Here is a 16,316-nt window from a genome sequence, read left to right on the forward strand (position 1 = left end):
GGTGCATCTCGCCTCGGGAGTCGACCCACAGCTGGCCGACCTCTCCAACAAGCTGATCTATTCGGCGATGGCGGTCTACACGATCGCCATGTTCGCCCACATGTTCGAGTGGACGTTCGGCAGCAAGGGCGCGGTCGCCGTCCGTTCCAAGGAGCAGTCGGGCAACCTGGCCGAGACCGTCGCCGCCGCCGCGGAGACCAAGGCAGCCAAGAAGGTCACCGTCACCGTGGCCGGGACGAAGGGCGGCACCACCACGCTGACCCGCACCGTCCTGGCGGGCGAGGGCGCGACGGTGGTCACCGGTGGTCGCGCCGACGAGGACGTGGACGGCCCGGGCGCGGCCGGCACCAGCGAGAAGGCCGACCTGGCCGGCCGCATCGCGATCTCGCTCACCGTCCTGGCGTTGCTGCTGCACGGCGGCGGCATCGTGGCCCGGGGCCTCTCGGTGTCCCGCTGGCCGTGGGGCAACATGTACGAGTTCTCCTGCGCCTTCGCCTTCGCGATGACGGCCGCGTACGTGGTGCTGCTGGCCGCGCGGAAGAACGTCCGCTGGCTCGGCCTGCCGGTCACCGTCGCGGTGCTGCTGACGCTCGGCATCGCGACCCAGGTGCTGTACACCGACTCCGAGCAGCTCGTCCCGGCACTGCACTCGTACTGGCTGGCGATCCACGTCTCCACCGCGATCTTCTGCGGCGGCGCCTTCTACGCGGCGTTCATCGCCACGCTGCTGTACATCGGCAAGGACTCCTTCGACAGGCGGATGGCGGCCGGCCTGACCACCGGTCCGCTGGGCACCTCGCCCTCGATCTGGCGCAGGCTGCCCGCCGCGTCCACCTTCGACAAGCTGTCCTACCGGATCAACGCGCTGGTCTTCCCGCTGTGGACGTTCACCATCATCGCGGGCGCGATCTGGGCCGAGGCCGCCTGGGGCAAGTACTGGGAGTGGGACCCGAAGGAGACCTGGTCGTTCATCACCTGGGTCGCCTACGCGTGCTACCTGCACGCCCGCGCGACGGCCGGCTGGAAGGGCCGCAAGGCCGCGTACCTGGCGCTGGCGGCCTTCGGCTGCTGGCTCTTCAACTACTACGGCGTGAACATCTTCGTCACCGGCAAGCACTCGTACGCGGGGATCTGACCGGGGGCGGCGCACCGATCGGCCCGGCTTTCCGCAGGAGGTGGCCGGGCCGAGGTGCGACAGGGGTAGGTCGTGCCGGCCGTCCGTGCCGGTACGGGGAGGAACGAGGAGGAAATCGCGCAATGGAGTGCGACGAGGTCATGCTGACCGTCCGAATCACCGCCGCCGAGCAACTGCTGCTCCGACGGCTCGCCCAGGGACACCGGAGCGACGTGTCCGAAGTGGTGGCCGACGCTCTGCTGGACATCATCCCCACGCTCAGCGCGCCGGGGGACGCCTACCGGCTGCTGAGCGCCCTCGCGACGCCGGCGCCGTGCGCGCTGACCGTCTGGCTGCCGACCGCGCTGGCTGACCTGCTGGTGCCCGGCGCGGCCCGGATCGCCCAGATCACCGACGTCCGGATCGAGTCGGCCAGCGCGGCGCTGGGCGCGGCGCTGCGGCTCTGGCTGGCCCAGGACCCGGCCCGGCTGGCGACCAACCTCAGCGTGATGCACGCCGGGCGGCCGGCCGCCCTGGTGGCCGCCTGACGGGGGAGCGGCCCCGCCGAACGGGGCTCAGCTGGCCAGCGGCAGCAGGCCGGGAACGGCGGGGCGGCCGTCGAAGGCGTCCCGCCGGACCGGCACCCGCGGACCGTCGACCGGCTCGGTGAGCAGCCGGCACTCGGCCGCCGTCCGCCCGTCCTGGAGCAACCGGACCAGGACGGGGGTGCGGCGACCGTCCGGTGACCGCTCGCGGACGGCCCGCACGAAGCAGGGCCGGTCCAGCTCGATGTAGCGGTCGAAGGAGGTCACCAGCTCGACCGGGACCACCGGTTCGGGGTGGTGCAGCCGCTGGGCGGCCTGCCGGGCGGCCTCCAGCACCAGCATCCCGGGCACGTGGTCCAGCTCGTGGTCGAACAGCACCGGGTGCCCGGCGTCGGCGCGCAGCAGCCAGGTGTCCGGCCGCAGGGTCGGGCTGAGCACCACGTCCGCGGGCTGCGCCCGGCCGACGAGCTCGGGCGCCGCGGGCTCCGGCGGCCGCGGCGGGGCGACGACCTGCCGGCCGGGTCCGCGCAGCCGCTCGTAGGAGGCGGGGGTGACCACCCGCAGCTGGCCGGAGCCGTGGCCGATCCGCAGGCCGTCCCGGGTGATCTCGGCGTGCACCCGCAGCGAGACGAGCCGGCCGTGCCGCATCCGGACGTCCTGGCAGCCGACGGTGAGCATCAGCGAGGCCGGGCCGGCGGTGACGGCGAGCCCCGGCAGGCCCGGCTCGCCGAGCGCGTAGCCGAGGTCCTCCATGACGAAGTGGTGGTCGCGCGGCACCCCGAAGCCGGCGTGGCCGATCAGCAGCCCGGCCTGCCGGACGGTCTCGGCCATCAGCACCGGGTCGTGGTACCGGTCCCCGGGCAGCCGGTAAAAGCCGTGCAGCCGGGGCCACTGGGCGCCGAGCAGGAAGTCGTACGGGCCGGTGGCCTGCCAGCCGGTGAGGAAGACCTCGGAGACCGAGGCGCGGTGCACCAGGTGCCGGGAGACGGTCCGGTCGTGGAAGTCGTAGCCGGAGCCGGGGCCCTGGCCCGCGCTCGGTCGTCCGCCGGAGCCGGGGTGGGCGTACGGGCCGTGAGCGTCCGGCTCTACGATCAATGGCATGACTGGCCCCAGCTCCAGGGTGTCGGTCGAGCGGCCGCTACGGTCGCCCCACAGCAAAACATACATACCACCCGGTTTGTGTTCTGCGGCCGGGGGTGGCCCGTCGCGGTGCCCGGGCCGACCACGCTACCTGGCCCCTGGTCTGCGGTGATGCTCGAAACGGGCAGGGCAGACCTTGGGCGGGGGTCGGTCCCCGCTGGACGGCGGGGTCGCCACAGGCGCTAGATTAGATACCAACCATGCGGTTTCGGCCGGAGCCGTCCGCATGCGAGGCGCCGCCACCGACCGAGGGCGCGCCGACAGCAGCCGGGTGGGGCGGGGAGCGCGACCGGCGGAGTCCGGAGGGGTCAGTGGTCAAGCAGGAACGCGCGGGGCGGACCAGGCGGGCCGTGCTGCTCGCGGCCGCGGACACCTTCGCGCAGGTCGGATTCGACGCCGCCAGCCTGGTCGACATCAGTCGCCGGGCCGGGGTGAGCAAGGGCGCCCTCTACTTCCACTTCGTCTCCAAGCAGGCCCTGGCCGACGGGGTGCGGGCCGCCGCCGGGCGGGAGATCGGCTCGGCCGCGCTGCGCGCCCTGCGCGCCGAGGGCCGGGCCGTCCAGGGGCTGATCGACTTCTCGCACGAACTGGCCCGGCTGCTGCGCGAGGACGTGGTGGTGCGGGCCGGCGTCCGGCTCGGCCGCCAGGGTCCGCGACCGGACGACGGCACGTCCGGACCGGACACCGCCTGGCGCAGCCTCACCGCCGTCGTCCACCGGCTGCTGGACCGCGCCGCCCGGGCCGGCGAGCTGCGCCCGGGGGCGGACCGGCGCGCCTGCGCCGAGCTGCTCACCGCGGTGGTGGCGGGTCAGGTGCTACTGGCCGCCGACGGGGTCGGGCGTCCGGGGCCGGAGGCCGTCGGGCGGCTCTGGGCGGCCGCGCTGCCCGCCCTCGTGGCGCAGGAGAACTGCGCGGACTACCGGTTCTGAGCGGTCCCGGCGAGGGCGCAGCCGCGTTCGGCGACGGCCACCCGCGCTCGGCGACGCTCAGCCGCGCTCGGCGACGCTCAGCCGGGCGAGCGCGTGCGGCTGGACCAGCCCCGGCAGCAGCAGCGTCCACAGGTCGGCCATCCGCTGGATCAGGTCCTGCCGGTCGGCCAGCACCTGGGAGCTCAGCTGGATCCCGGTCACCGCGCCGGTGATCACCCCGGACGCCGCCACCACGTCGACCCCGGGGTGGAGGTCCCCGGCCGCCTGGGCGCGCTCCAGCAGTTCGCGCACCAGGTCCATCCAGCCCTGGTAGGCGGCGATCTGCGGCTGGGTGAAGCTGCCGTGCTCGATCGTCAGCCGGATGCTGCCGCGCACCAGCGGGTCCTCCTGGAGCGCGCGGGCGAACGCGTACCCGAGGTCGATCAGGGTCTGCACCGGGCTGTCCGAGGAGGGTGCCCAGGAGGCGATCCAGGCGCCCTGGCCCTCCATCACGGCGAGCGCCAGCTCCTCCTTGGAGTGGAAGTGGAAGTACAGCGCGCCCTTGGTGACGCCGGCCCGGTCCAGGATCTCGGACATCGTGGCGGCGGCGTAGCCCCGCTCGTCGAACACCTCGGCCGCCGCGAGGAGTACCGCCTGGCGGGTCGCCAGCGCGCGGGCCTGCCTGGCCATCGCAGCCTCCCTGGAAAGTTCTGTACCTCGGCAGCGGCCGATCCTACGGGGGGCCGACGGGGCGACCGGCGCGTACCGTCCGGTAGGTATCCTACCGAGCCGCTCCGTGCCCGATCGGACGGGTGCGAACGGTGGCGCGCACGCTCCGGGGCGGGCCGCAGGGCCGGTCCGGACGGCCCGACGGCCGGTCACCCGGAAGGGGTGACCGGCCGTCGGGGGAAGCCCGGAAGCGTCAGGCGGCCTGCTGCCAGCTGACCGGCGAGTAGTACGCCGGGCGGCGCTCCAGCCGCTGCCAGCGGGCGATCGGCTCGACCTGTGCGGTGGCCGCGGCCTGCTGGGCGACGGCCGCGCGGGCCGCCAGCACGGCGGTGAGGGCGGCGAGTTCCTCGTCGGAGAGGCTGCCGCGGACGATGCGGACGAGGGGTTCGGCGGAAGCGGTCATGTCCTGGTTTCTCTCCCCCGGTTGCTGTGGTGTGTGGTGTCGCTCGGTACGGCCTGCTGCTGCGAACCGCGCTGCTACATCGGCGGGTTGCCGTGCTTGCGGCTGGGCAGGTCGGCGTGCTTGGTGCGGAGCATGGCCAGGGCGGAGGCGATCACCTGTCGCGTCTCGGCCGGGTCGATGACGTCGTCCACGAGGCCGCGCTCGGCCGCGTAGTACGGGTGCATCAGTTCGCTCTTGTATTCCTTGATCTTCTGGGCGCGCATGGCGTCCGGGTCCTCGGCGCCGTTGATCTCGCGGCGGAAGATGACGTTGGCGGCGCCCTCGGCGCCCATCACCGCGATCTCGTTGGTCGGCCAGGCGTAGGACAGGTCCGCGCCGATGGAGCGGGAGTCCATCACGATGTAGGCGCCGCCGTAGGCCTTGCGCAGGATCAGCGAGATGCGCGGCACGGTGGCGTTGCAGTACGCGTACAGCAGCTTGGCGCCGTGCCGGATGATGCCGCCGTGCTCCTGGTCGACGCCGGGCAGGAAGCCGGGCACGTCCAGCAGGGTGACCAGCGGGATGTTGAAGGCGTCGCACATCTGGACGAAGCGCGCGGCCTTCTCACTCGCATTGATGTCCAGCACGCCGGCCAGCGACTGCGGCTGGTTGGCGATGATGCCGGTGACGTGGCCGTCGACCCGGGCCAGCACGCACAGCACGTTGGTCGCCCAGCGCTCGTGGACCTCCAGGTACTCCCCGTGGTCGACGATCTCCTCGATCACCTTGCGCATGTCGTACGGGCGGTTGCCGTCGGCGGGCACCAGGTCCAGCAGGCTGTCGCTGCGCCGGTCGACCGGGTCGTCGCTGACCACGGACGGCGGCATCTCGCGGTTGTTCTGCGGCAGCAGCGACAGGAGGTAGCGGACCTCCTCGATGCAGGACTGCTCGTCGTCGTAGACGAAGTGCGAGACGCCCGAGACGCCGGCGTGCACGTCGGCGCCACCGAGGCCGTTCTGGCTGATCTTCTCGCCGGTCACCGCCTGGACCACGTCCGGGCCGGTGATGAACATCTGCGAGGTCTCGCGGACCATGAAGACGAAGTCGGTCAGCGCGGGGGAGTACGCGGCGCCGCCGGCGCACGGGCCGAGCATCACCGAGATCTGCGGGATGACGCCGGAGGCCTTGGTGTTGCGCTGGAAGATGCCGCCGTAACCGGCGAGGGCGGTGACGCCCTCCTGGATGCGGGCGCCGGCGCCGTCGTTCAGCGAGACCAGCGGGGCCCCGGCCGCGATGGCCATGTCCATGATCTTGTGGATCTTCTGCGCGTGGGCCTCGCCCAGGGCGCCGCCGAAGATCCGGAAGTCGTGCGCGTAGGTGAACACGGTGCGCCCGTGCACGGTGCCCCAGCCGACGATCACGCCGTCGGTGTGCGGCTTCTTGGCCTCCAGGCCGAAGCCCTGGGCGCGGTGCCGGCGCAGCGGCTCGACCTCGCGGAAGGAGCCCTCGTCCAGCAGCAGCTCGATGCGCTCGCGGGCGGTCAGCTTGCCCTTCGCGTGCTGGGCCTCGGTGGCCTTCTCGCTGGGGCCGCGGCGCACCTTCTCGCGGAGCTCGTGGAGCTCGGCGACCCGCCCCTTGGCGTCGACCGGGACCTCGGGGACCTCGCCGCCGACCGGCGCCTCATGCACAACCGTCATCTCGAACCACTCCAAGGGTGAGGGAACTGTCCGACAGCCAACGTCTGCTGTGCCCCCGGCTGCGAATCAACTTCTTCACTTATGACTGTACGAGGGGCCGTGCGCTGGTTTCGGCGTCGATTCCGTACAAGGTCGAGTTCGTTTAGCTGTGAGGCTTGCACAGAAGCGGTCGGGTCGAAGCGGGTGCGCTCGGTGTCCGTTCGAATACTGGGGGTTGTCGGGCAGATGATGGTCCGATGATCTGAGCATGAAGAAAAGCGCAGGTCAGGGCCGTCTCGCAGCACTGTGGGGAGGCCGTCCAGGGTACGGCTCAAGGGTTGCTCAACCCCGGTGCCGGGAACGGGCCGATTCGTGCCGGAGGGTCCGCAGTCGTAGGGAAGCGCCAAAAACGCCGCGGTTCACCCGCCGCTGGCCGGGTGGGCCGTCCGGGGGAGCGGCCGAACCGCTCCGATCAGCTCTGGCGCCCGTCCTCGGGCTCGTCCCCGCCGCGCAGCTCCCGCTCGCGACGGCGCAGATCGGCCTCCCACCGCCTGAGCATGGACTCGTGATCGTTGTCGTTCCCCTTCAACGACCCGTCGTTCCCCTTCGCCGAGCCGTTACCGAGGGAGGCAAGGAACTCCGGATCGTCGTCCGGCGCCAGCGGACGCCCGCCCCGCGGGGAGCCGTACCGCGCCCGGCCGTCGGTGGCCGGCCGCCCCGGCCGCCCGTCCGGCGCGCCGACCCGCAGGAAGCCGCGCCGCCTGCCGACCGCCAGCCAGGCGATCGGGCCGAGCGGCGGGAAGAGCAGCACGATGATCACCCAGATCGGCTTCGGCAGGTGCTTCACCTCGCCCTCGGGCGTCACCAGGCAGTCGATGAACGCCCACACCCACAGCGCGAGCGGAAGCACGATGGTCAGAAGAATCCTCAGCACGGCTGCGATCTCCCCCCGGCGCGGGCGGTAGCGGCGGGCGCCTTCCCGGGGCCCTTGACCGAGCCAGGCTATCGGGTGGCGGATACTGACAGGCATGGCATACGACGATCTCCGCTCGTTTCTCCGGGCCCTCGACCGCGAGGGCGACCTCAAGCGCATCAAGGCGGAGGTGGACCCGCACCTGGAGATCGGCGAGATCGTCGATCGCGTGCAGAAGGCCAAGGGCCCCGCGCTGTTGTTCGAGAACGTCAAGGGCTCGTCGATGCCGCTCGCGATGAACGTCTTCGGCACCGAACGCCGCCTCGCCAAGTCGCTCGGCCTCAAGGGCCCGGAGGACATCTCCGAGAAGATCGCCGGTCTGCTCAAGCCCGAACTGCCGCAGGGCTTCACCGGTTTCCGGGACGCCTTCGGCAAGCTCGCCTCGATGGCGCACGTCCCGCCCCGGCACGTGAAGTCCGGTGACGCCCCGGTCCAGGAGGTGGTGCTCACCGGCGACGACGTCAACCTCGACGAGCTGCCGGCGCTGTTCACCTGGCCGCTGGACGGCGGCTCCTTCTTCAACCTGGGCCTGACCCACACCAAGGACCCGGACACCGGCATCCGCAACCTCGGCCTCTACCGGCTCCAGCGGCACGACCGCCGCACCATCGGGATGCACTGGCAGATCCACAAGGACAGCCGCAACCACTACGCGGTCGCGGCCCGCAGGGGCGAGCGGCTCCCGGTCGCGATCGCCTTCGGCTGCCCGCCGGCCGTCACCTACGCGGCCACCGCGCCGCTGCCCGGCGACATCGACGAGTACCTGTTCGCCGGCTTCATCGCGGGCGAGCGGGTGCGGATGGTCGACTGCAAGACCGTCCCGCTGCAGGTCCCGGCCGACGCCGAGGTGGTCCTGGAGGGCTGGCTGGAGCCCGGCGAGATGCTCCCCGAGGGCCCGTTCGGCGACCACACCGGCTTCTACACCCCGCAGGAGCCCTTCCCGGCGCTGAAGATCGACTGCGTGACGATGCGCCGCCGTCCGATCCTGCAGTCCATCGTGGTCGGCCGCCCGCCGACGGAGGACGGCCCGCTGGGCAAGTTCACCGAGCGGTTCTTCCTGCCGCTGCTGAAGATCATCATCCCGGACATCGTCGACTACGACCTGCCGGAGGCCGGTGGTTTCCACAACTGCGTGATCGTCTCGATCGACAAGAAGTACCCCAAGCACGCCCAGAAGACGATGCACGCGATCTGGGGCGCCCACATGATGTCGCTCACCAAGCTGATCATCGTGGTGGACTCCGACTGCGACGTCCACGACTACCGGGAAGTCGCCTGGCGGGCGTTCGGGAACGTCGACTACAGCCGCGACCTCACCGTGGTCGAAGGCCCGGTCGACCACCTCGACCACGCCTCCTACCAGCAGTTCTGGGGTGGCAAGGCGGGCATCGACGCGACCCGCAAGCTCCCCGAGGAGGGCTACACCCGGGACGGCGGCTGGCCGGAGATGGTGTCCTCGGACCCGGCGACCGCCGCGCTGGTCTCGCGCCGCTGGAAGGAATACGGACTGTGAGGAGCAACGTTGTGAAGACGAGCCAGACGTGGGGGGCCCGTCGGCCCCGCACCGGCGGGGATGTTCCGGAGTACGGCCTGTGAGCACGGCTGCCGTCGAAACCCCCGGGCGCACCCGGGCCTTCCTGCGCCTGGTGATGATCGAGCACTCGGTCTTCGCCCTGCCCTTCGCCTACATCGCCGCGCTGACCGCCATGTTCCTGGCCGACAAGCGGGTGCACTGGGGCGAGCTGTTCATCGTCACCGTCTGCATGGTCGGCCTGCGCACCTTCGCCATGGCCGCCAACCGGATCATCGACCGCGAGCTCGACGCCCGGAACCCGCGCACCGCCGGGCGCGAACTCGTCACCGGCGCCGTGTCGTTGAAGACCGCGTACGTCGGCTCGGCGGTCGCCCTGGTGGTGTTCCTCGGCGCGGCGGCGATGCTCAACCCGCTGTGCCTGGCTCTCGCCCCGGTGGCCGTGGTGCCGATGGTCGTCTACCCGTACGGCAAGCGGTTCACCAACTTCCCGCAGGCGATCCTGGGCCTGGCCCAGGCCATGGGCCCGGTGGGCGCCTGGCTCGCGGTGACCGGCAGCTGGTCCTGGCAGGCCGTGCTCCTCGGCGTCGCGGTCGGCATCTGGATCGGCGGCTTCGACCTGATCTACGCCTGCCAGGACGTCGAGTCCGACCGGGAGACCGGCGTCGGCTCCCCGCCGGCCCGCTTCGGCGTCCCGGCGGCGATCTGGGGCGCGCGGGTCTGCCACGTCCTCACGACCCTGCTGCTCGGCTGGTTCGCGCTGCTCACCCACGCCGGCCCGGCGTTCTGGATCGGCCTGCTGGTGGTCGCCGGCGCCTTCGTCTACGAGCACACCATCGTCCGGCCGAACGATCTCTCCAAGCTCAACCGGGCGTTCTTCCAGACGAACAGCTTCGTCGGCATCTCGCTGTTCTTCTTCGCCCTGGTCGACCTGGTCATCCGCGGCCTGGGGCTCTGAGGGGGCGACGGCGCCCGGCGGCCCAGCTCCAGCTCACTCGTTCACCGCCGCGAAGGCGGACCGGTAGATCGCGGCGACGTCGGTGGCGTGTCGGCGGCACTCCTCGACGGTTGCCGCGTGGTTGGCGAGGTGGTTCGCCCGGTGATAGGCCCGCGCCGTGGCCGGAACCCGTTCGATCTCCACCACGGCGGCCCAGTGGGCCACGAACGAGCGGAGCGGATCGATGCTGCCCGCCTCGATGGCCGCCGCCATGGCCCGGGTCTGCCCCGCCACCGTCTCCGGAAGCCGGTCGGAAGCCACCACGGCGAGAGCGGCCTTGAGCGCGGTGGGAGACTTCTCGGGCCTGGGGATGAGTTCGGCTCCGTCCGACACCGGCTGACTCACCGGGCTCTCCTCTCGTCCCGTCCGAGCCGACTCGCCGTCGGTGGGCCGCCTCGCCGGAACGGGGCTGCGCCGCCGCGGCCGCGGCGGCGCCTTCGGGCCGGACCTGCGGCTACCCCTCCTTGATGTACTCCTCGTACTGGGCCGGGGTGAGCAGTTCCTTCAGCTCCCCGGCGTTGGTGAGCGTCAGCTCGATCATCCAACCGTCGCCGTACGGATCGCTGTTGACGTCCTCGGGCGCGTCGTTCAGGTCCTGGTTCACCTTGGTGACCGTTCCGGACAGCGGGGCGTAGAGCTCGCTCACCGACTTGACCGACTCCACCGAGCCGAACGCCCGGCCGAGGTCGAACTCGTCGTTCTCCTTGGGGAGTTCGACGAAGACGATGTCGCCGAGCTGCTTCTGCGCGTAGTCGGTGATGCCCACGCGGGCGGTCTTGCCCTGCACCAGGACCCACTCGTGGTCCCTGGTGTACTTGAGGTCGGTGGGGACGGCGGACATGGCTTCCTCTTTCGTTCGGGTGGTGGGCCGGTTACGGGGAGGAGCCTGCTACACATCCCGGCTCCCGGCCGTGAACTCACCCGAACGAGTGAAGGGTGCGCGTCAGTTGTGCAGGAAGGACTCCAGCGAGGACGCCAGCGCCACCGGGGCCTCGTACATCGGGTAGTGCCCGGAGCCGCCGAGCTCCTCCAGCTCGGCGTTGGGGTAGTGCTCGAGCCAGGTGCCCCGCATGACGTCGGCGGTCAGGGCGAGGTCGTGCTCGCCGACGATCACCTTGACCGGCACCGGGTTGCCGCTGATCCGGCGCTCCAGATCGGCCGTCGTCCAGTCCCGGACGTAGCCGCCGAAGGCCTCGGGGTTCGACAGCCGCAGCGACTGGTCGACCATCCGGTCCAGCCAGACCCGGCCGGCCCGCTGGCCGGTGACCAGGTCGAGGATCGCGTACCGCTTCTCCCGGTCCTCGGCCGCGCCGTAGAACAGCGTCTCGCCGACCGCGTCCAGCGGGTACGCCCCGGCCGGTACGGGCGCCAGCCCGACCAGCTTGCGCACCCGCAGCGGCGCCTCGGCGAGGACCTGCTGGGCCGCCTTGCCGCCCATCGAGTGGCCGACCAACGAGAAGCGGTCCCAGCCGAGTTGGTCGACGAGGGCGAGGGCGTCGGCGGCGATCTCGGCGAGGGTGTACGCGCCGGTGACGTCCTTGCGCTCACCGTAGCCGCGGTAGTCGAGGAAGGCGTAGCTGAAGGCCGTGCCGTCGAGGTAGTCGAGGAAGGGCCCCCAGCCCGCGCTGGTGCCGAACCAGTCGTGCAGGACGAGGACGTGGTGGTCGCCGGTGCCGGTCAGGCGGTGAGGGATCGTCATGCCGGTGGTCGTTCCCCGGAAACCGCCCGTCCGAAAGGCCAGTTGGCGAGCCGGATCACCCGGCGGGCCGCCGGGCGAAGGCCGGGGCGTGCTCGGGGCGCGGTCCGAAGGCGACGAGGCGGGAGATGGCCAGCCGCACCGCGGGCACCCGGCGGGTGACCGCGGCGAAGCCGGCGGGCGGGCCGGCCCGGCGGCCGGAGAGCACCGGGACGAACATCGCGCCGTGCAGGATCCGCTGCATCCGCTGCATGACCACGGTCGGCCACCAGCGGCGCTGCTGCACCCGGGCCAGGGCGGCGACGGTCGGGCGGCCGTGCCGGAGCGGTTCGGCGAGCAGGGTGGCGGCGGCGACGGCGTCCTGGATGGCGAGGTTGATGCCGACCCCGCCGGCCGGGGACATCGCGTGGGCGGCATCGCCGATCAGCAGCAGCCCGTCGACGTACCAGCGGTCCAGCCGGTTGAGTTTGACGTCGAGCAGGTGGACGTCGTCCATGCCGGCCAACTGGTCGACCCGGTCGGCGTACTGCGGCATGATCCGGGCGATCCGGGCGCGGAAGCGCTCGATGCCCTCGGCGCGCAGTCGGGCGTCGGAGCCCTTCGCCTTGAAGTAGGCGATCTGGAAGAAGTCGGCGCGGGTGAGGCTGAGCGCCATCTCGCGGTCCCCGAAGCCGGGGGCGAGGTTGGGCGGTGCGGCCTGCTCGTGGGCGTGCCGGGGGAGCCGGAACCACCAGACGTCGAAGGGCACCGGGTACTCCTCGGGGGTGAGTCCGGCCTCCCGGCGCAGGGTGGAGTGCCGGCCGTCGGCGGCGACGGTGAGGTCGGCACGGATCTCGCCCTCCTCGCCGTCCCGGGTGCGGTAGCGGACGCCGACCACCCGGCCGCCCTCCCGCAGCAGCCCGGTCGCCTCGGTGTTCATCCGCACGGTGAAGGTGGGCTCCTGCTCCGCCTCCTCGACCAGGAAGTTGAGCAGGTCCCACTGCGGCATCATGGCGATGTAGTTGTACGGCGCGGGCAGCTTGTCGAAGGCGCTCAGCGCGACCGTGCCGACGCCGGGCACCGGCACCACCATGTTGCCGAGCCGGCTCTGCGGCAGTGCGGCGAACTTCCGGCCGAGGCCGAGTTCGTCCATCAGCCGCACGGTGGAGGCGTGGACGGTGTCGCCGCGGAAGTCGCGCAGGAAGTCGCCGTGCTTCTCCAGGACGGTCACCTCGACGCCCGCGCGGGCCAGCATCAGGCCCAGCATCATTCCAGCCGGTCCGCCCCCGGAGACGACGACGCTCATGGCTTTCTCCCCTCGATCCCCTTGCCGTTCCCGCGTGGAACTCACATATAGAGAATCTCTGGAACCGTCTCAGGTGTCAAGTAGTACGATGCTTCACATGGAGGACCTGGTGGCAGCCGCCCTCACCGCGGCGAAGGAACGGGGACGGGACGTCGCGGACGTGCCGCTGACGGCGATCGCGACGGCGGCCGGCATCTCGCGCAGCACCCTGTTGCGCCGGCTCGGCGGCTCCCGGGCCGCGCTGGACGAGGCGGTCCGGCAGGCGGGCGTCGACCCGGGCGGACGCCCCCCGGTGCGGGAGCGCGCGATCGAGGCGGCGTCCCGACTGGTCGCCGAACGCGGACTCGGCGCGATCACCCTGGACGCGGTCGCGGACCGCGCCGAGTGCTCGCTGCCCAGCCTGCACGCCGTCTTCGAGGGCCGGGACGGCCTGCTCGCCGCCGTCTTCCTGCAGTACGGCCCGCTGCCGGACCTGGAGGCACTGGCCGCCGACCCGCCCGAGCGCCTGGAGGACACCGTCCGGGCGCTCCACCGCACCTTCCTCGCCAGCCTCGCCGGCGAACCGCGGATCATTCCGGCGGTCTTCGCCGACCTGCTCAGCCGCCCCGACGGGCCCGCCGCCCGGGTGATGGCGGTCCACATGCCGCGGATCGTCGACGGCCTCGGCCGTCTGCTGCTGCCCCACGTCGAGTCCGGCCGGATCCGACCGCTGCCGCTCCCGGTGCTGGTGCAGCTGCTGCTCGGCCCGCTGCTCAGCCGGGTCCTGATGCGCCCGGTGCTCGAAACCACCCTCGGCGCCGCCCTGCCCTCGCTGGACGAGTCCATCGACCTCTTCACCGAGGCCTACCTGCGCGCGGTCGCCCTGCCCGGGGCGGACCGGGAGACACCCTGAGGAGAACCGTGATCGGCGCACTGCAGTGCCTCGTGCTCGACTGCCCGCAGCCGGCGGTGCTCGCCCTCGGTGCCGTACGGCTGCACGACGCCGGCGGGTGGCGCGTCTACGCGGATCCGGCCGGGCACCCGTTCTGCCTGGTCAGGAGCTGAGGACGCCGAACCCCGGCCCCCGGACGGTGCCGGGGGCCGGGGCTCGGGTGCTTCTCGGGGCAGGAATCAGGCGCTGCGACGGCGGCGCGCGAAGAACACCGCGCCGATGCCGACGGCGAGCAGCGCGGCGGCGCCCAGCGCGGCCTGCCGCATGCCGGTCGACCCGGTGCGGGCCAGCTCGCCGCCGGCGAGCCGGGTGTCGGCGGTGGCGCTGGAATCGCTGCCGAGGGCGGTCCGGACGGTGCTGCCGGTGTCCGTGCCGGTGGTGGCGGCCTCGTCGGCCGGGGCGGTGGCCGCGGTGAGCTCGACCGGGAATCCCTGCGGGCCCACGTACGCCGGGTGCTGCCCGCCCTCGCCGAGGACGGCCCACGGGTTGACCCGGGTCTCGCCCGTCGCGGCGCCGGCGGTGAAGGCCAGCCGGACGTGCTTGGTGACGGACGCGTCGGCCGCGAGGGTCCGGTCCTCGGTGAGGTGGTACAGCACGGTGTTGCCGGGCCCCGGGGTCGGGGTGGCGGTGACGTCCTGCCAGCTGCCGTCGGCCTGCTGCACCTGGAGGGTGCTGTGCCGGTCGGCCTGCACCACGAACGAGGCGTTGTCGTAGCGCGAGGCGCTCGGGTTGGTGGCGGTGACGTCGAACTCGGCCGGGGCACCGCCGATCACGGCGCTCGTCGGCGCGCCCTTGACCTGCACCTTGAGGGCCTTCAGCGCGACGTTCCGGGTGCTCTCGGCGAGCACGGTCTTCGCGTCCGGGTCCACGATCGCGGAGGACAGCTTGACGGTGCCGTCCAGGCCGGCCCAGTCGTTGTCGAGCGGGGCGGCCAGGCGCAGCCGGAGCGTCCTGGTGGCGCCGGCGGCGACGGTCACGCCGTGGATCTCGCCGGTGAAGTGGAAGCCGTCCGAGGCCTGGCTGAAGGCCGGCTCGACGGGCTTCCAACTGCCGTCGGCGTCAAGGGATTCGATGGTGATGCGGCCCGGCGAGCGGGCGTAGCCGTTGCTCGCGTCGAGCCTCAGCGTGTACGAGGCCTCGGCGGTACCGGGGTTGGTGATGGCCTCGGTGAACTCGACCGGTCGGCCTCCGTTGCCGATCGAGGCCGGCTCCTGGACGGTCAGCGACGGCTTGCCGACCTCGGTGGCGGGGGCCGGAGCGGCCGCGGTGGCCGGATCGGTGGCGCCGGTGGAGGTGCGGGTCGCGCTCGAAGCGGTGTGGGTGGCGGTCGGGGTGGCGGTGGCCCGGGGCGAGGTGGCGGTGGTGCTCAGGTCGGCGGCGTAGGCGGCCGGGGAGGCCATCACCACGCCGGTGGCCAGCAGCACGCCCAGGGTGGCGGCGGTGACGATGGTCGAGCGGGAACGGTTTTCCCGCACTGCAGACATTCTGAATACCCCTCAGGGTTTGCACCGGCGTCGTCTGGCGCCGGTCGATCAGTACGGTGTGGGTCGGACCGGTGGTCAGGGGCGTCGCCCCCGGCGTCAGTCGCGGTCCGCCGCGGCGGGCTTCCCCGCCGCTCAGCTAGATAGACGTTCGGGGGCCGTCAAGGTTGCAGTCGGAGTCGAACTTTTTCGGAAGCGATCGAACTCAGTCCAGCACCAGTCGGTCGCCCAGCCGTAGCCGCCCCGGGGAGACCACCTCGGCCAGGGCGTCGAGGCGTCCGTCGTGGGCGTGCACGATCGCCTTGAGGATCTCGGGGGCGTGCGGCAGCCCGGGCTGCGGGGCGCCGGTCATCGCGCAGCGCTCGCTGGAGGTGACGAGGGAGAGCCGGGCGCTGTCGGGGGCCTCGCCGTGGGCCTGGCGGCCGAACCAGGCGTCCTCGACGAAGGGCGGGGTGCCCGGCGGGGTGCGCAGCACGATGTTGGGGCGGAAGCGGCGTTCGTCCACGACGGCGAACGGGACGGCCTCGCGCACCCAGTCCAGGGTGGCGGTGGTGAGCAGGCTGACCGGCAGCCGGTCGAAGTGCGATACGGCGTCCTCGCGGGCGAGTTCGACGTCCTCGCGCTGGAGGTAGGCGCGCAGGAAGGCGGTCGGGTGGTCGACCGGGCGGCCGAGCGGGTCGAACAGTTCGGGGCCGTCGATCCGGCGGCCGAGCCGGGCGGAGAGCCGGAGCAGGCCGTCCATCCGACGGAAGCGGCGGGTGTTCTTGGCCGAGCCGAGCTTGCCGGAGGCGTCGCGGACGGCGTAGAGGCGGTCGCCGGCCAGGCCGCGCACGTCCACGTCGACGGAGTCGAGCCGCTCGCCGCCGGCGGACTTCACGGGGTAGCGCCAGAGTCGCTCGACCACTCCGATGATCTCAGCCATGGCCGG

The 16,316-nt window shown here is 72.3% G+C and carries 18 protein-coding genes; 7 read left to right on the plus strand and 11 right to left on the minus strand.

The genetic code is table 11. The annotated features are described in order from the left end of the window. Position 1 precedes the first annotated feature (1 nt). Both ccsB and ACWCYO_RS15120 read left to right on the plus strand, forming a co-directional pair. Positions 2–1,135, plus strand: a complete 1,134-nt coding sequence (ccsB, locus tag ACWCYO_RS15115; RefSeq protein WP_270146370.1) for a c-type cytochrome biogenesis protein CcsB — start codon at positions 2–4, stop codon at positions 1,133–1,135. Between the two features lie 140 nt (positions 1,136–1,275). Beyond that, entirely contained in the window at positions 1,276–1,662 is a 387-nt protein-coding gene (locus ACWCYO_RS15120) for a hypothetical protein (RefSeq protein WP_270146372.1), read from the plus strand. Positions 1,663–1,689: 27 nt separating this feature from the next. Here ACWCYO_RS15120 and ACWCYO_RS15125 read toward each other — a convergent pair whose 3' ends face one another. Further along, on the minus strand, positions 1,690–2,760 hold the full coding sequence (locus tag ACWCYO_RS15125; protein ID WP_270146374.1) for a ScbA/BarX family gamma-butyrolactone biosynthesis protein: 1,071 nt from the start codon (positions 2,758–2,760) through the stop codon (positions 1,690–1,692). Positions 2,761–3,110: 350 nt separating this feature from the next. Between ACWCYO_RS15125 and ACWCYO_RS15130 the strand changes: the two genes are divergently transcribed. After that, positions 3,111–3,728 carry a ScbR family autoregulator-binding transcription factor gene (locus ACWCYO_RS15130; RefSeq protein ID WP_270146376.1) on the plus strand — a complete coding sequence of 206 codons (618 nt, stop codon included), beginning with the start codon at positions 3,111–3,113 and terminating at the stop codon, positions 3,726–3,728. A 57-nt stretch (positions 3,729–3,785) separates the two neighbouring features. Here the strand turns inward: ACWCYO_RS15130 and ACWCYO_RS15135 are convergent, their stop codons facing one another. The 4 genes from ACWCYO_RS15135 to ACWCYO_RS15150 all read right to left on the minus strand — a co-directional run bounded on the left by ACWCYO_RS15135 (position 3,786) and on the right by ACWCYO_RS15150 (position 7,428). Continuing rightward, on the minus strand, positions 3,786–4,397 hold the full coding sequence (locus ACWCYO_RS15135) for a ScbR family autoregulator-binding transcription factor (protein WP_270146378.1): 612 nt from the start codon (positions 4,395–4,397) through the stop codon (positions 3,786–3,788). Between the two features lie 232 nt (positions 4,398–4,629). Further along, positions 4,630–4,839 carry an acyl-CoA carboxylase epsilon subunit gene (locus ACWCYO_RS15140; protein WP_270146380.1) on the minus strand — a complete coding sequence of 70 codons (210 nt, stop codon included), beginning with the start codon at positions 4,837–4,839 and terminating at the stop codon, positions 4,630–4,632. 74 nt (positions 4,840–4,913) lie between these two features. After that, positions 4,914–6,515 carry an acyl-CoA carboxylase subunit beta gene (locus tag ACWCYO_RS15145; protein ID WP_270146382.1) on the minus strand — a complete coding sequence of 534 codons (1,602 nt, stop codon included), beginning with the start codon at positions 6,513–6,515 and terminating at the stop codon, positions 4,914–4,916. 451 nt (positions 6,516–6,966) lie between these two features. Further along, positions 6,967–7,428, minus strand: coding sequence for a PLD nuclease N-terminal domain-containing protein (locus tag ACWCYO_RS15150; RefSeq protein ID WP_449784482.1), 462 nt, complete (start codon positions 7,426–7,428; stop codon positions 6,967–6,969). A gap of 94 nt (positions 7,429–7,522) precedes the next feature. Between ACWCYO_RS15150 and ACWCYO_RS15155 the strand changes: the two genes are divergently transcribed. After that, the gene (locus ACWCYO_RS15155; RefSeq protein WP_270146385.1) at positions 7,523–8,980 is read left to right on the plus strand and encodes a menaquinone biosynthesis decarboxylase; all 1,458 of its coding nucleotides are present in this window, start codon (positions 7,523–7,525) and stop codon (positions 8,978–8,980) included. Between the two features lie 79 nt (positions 8,981–9,059). Then, positions 9,060–9,956 carry a menaquinone biosynthesis prenyltransferase MqnP gene (mqnP, locus tag ACWCYO_RS15160; protein ID WP_449784483.1) on the plus strand — a complete coding sequence of 299 codons (897 nt, stop codon included), beginning with the start codon at positions 9,060–9,062 and terminating at the stop codon, positions 9,954–9,956. 33 nt (positions 9,957–9,989) lie between these two features. Here the strand turns inward: mqnP and ACWCYO_RS15165 are convergent, their stop codons facing one another. The 4 genes from ACWCYO_RS15165 to ACWCYO_RS15180 all read right to left on the minus strand — a co-directional run bounded on the left by ACWCYO_RS15165 (position 9,990) and on the right by ACWCYO_RS15180 (position 12,976). Further along, the gene (locus ACWCYO_RS15165) at positions 9,990–10,340 is read right to left on the minus strand and encodes a hypothetical protein (protein ID WP_270146387.1); all 351 of its coding nucleotides are present in this window, start codon (positions 10,338–10,340) and stop codon (positions 9,990–9,992) included. 109 nt (positions 10,341–10,449) lie between these two features. Then, complete coding sequence (gene gcvH, locus ACWCYO_RS15170) at positions 10,450–10,836, minus strand: glycine cleavage system protein GcvH (RefSeq protein ID WP_270146388.1); 387 nt, start codon at positions 10,834–10,836, stop codon at positions 10,450–10,452. A gap of 102 nt (positions 10,837–10,938) precedes the next feature. Continuing rightward, positions 10,939–11,694: an alpha/beta fold hydrolase gene (locus ACWCYO_RS15175; RefSeq protein WP_270146389.1), complete on the minus strand. Its 756-nt coding sequence runs from the start codon at positions 11,692–11,694 to the stop codon at positions 10,939–10,941. A 55-nt stretch (positions 11,695–11,749) separates the two neighbouring features. Beyond that, positions 11,750–12,976, minus strand: a complete 1,227-nt coding sequence (locus tag ACWCYO_RS15180) for an FAD-dependent oxidoreductase (RefSeq protein ID WP_449784484.1) — start codon at positions 12,974–12,976, stop codon at positions 11,750–11,752. A gap of 97 nt (positions 12,977–13,073) precedes the next feature. On the opposite strand from ACWCYO_RS15180, the gene ACWCYO_RS15185 reads away from it, so the two are divergent. Together ACWCYO_RS15185 and ACWCYO_RS15190 are read left to right on the plus strand one after the other, a co-directional pair. After that, a complete protein-coding gene (locus ACWCYO_RS15185) occupies positions 13,074–13,868 on the plus strand; it encodes a TetR/AcrR family transcriptional regulator (RefSeq protein WP_270146391.1) in 795 nt (264 codons plus the stop codon). A gap of 8 nt (positions 13,869–13,876) precedes the next feature. Further along, the gene (locus ACWCYO_RS15190) at positions 13,877–14,020 is read left to right on the plus strand and encodes a VOC family protein (RefSeq protein WP_270146392.1); all 144 of its coding nucleotides are present in this window, start codon (positions 13,877–13,879) and stop codon (positions 14,018–14,020) included. Positions 14,021–14,086: 66 nt separating this feature from the next. Here ACWCYO_RS15190 and ACWCYO_RS15195 read toward each other — a convergent pair whose 3' ends face one another. Next, on the minus strand, positions 14,087–15,382 hold the full coding sequence (locus ACWCYO_RS15195) for an LPXTG cell wall anchor domain-containing protein (protein ID WP_449784485.1): 1,296 nt from the start codon (positions 15,380–15,382) through the stop codon (positions 14,087–14,089). 211 nt (positions 15,383–15,593) lie between these two features. After that, positions 15,594–16,310 carry an MOSC domain-containing protein gene (locus ACWCYO_RS15200; RefSeq protein WP_270146394.1) on the minus strand — a complete coding sequence of 239 codons (717 nt, stop codon included), beginning with the start codon at positions 16,308–16,310 and terminating at the stop codon, positions 15,594–15,596. Positions 16,311–16,316: the final 6 nt, after the last annotated feature.

It is taken from the genome of Kitasatospora sp. NPDC001683 (assembly GCF_053596495.1).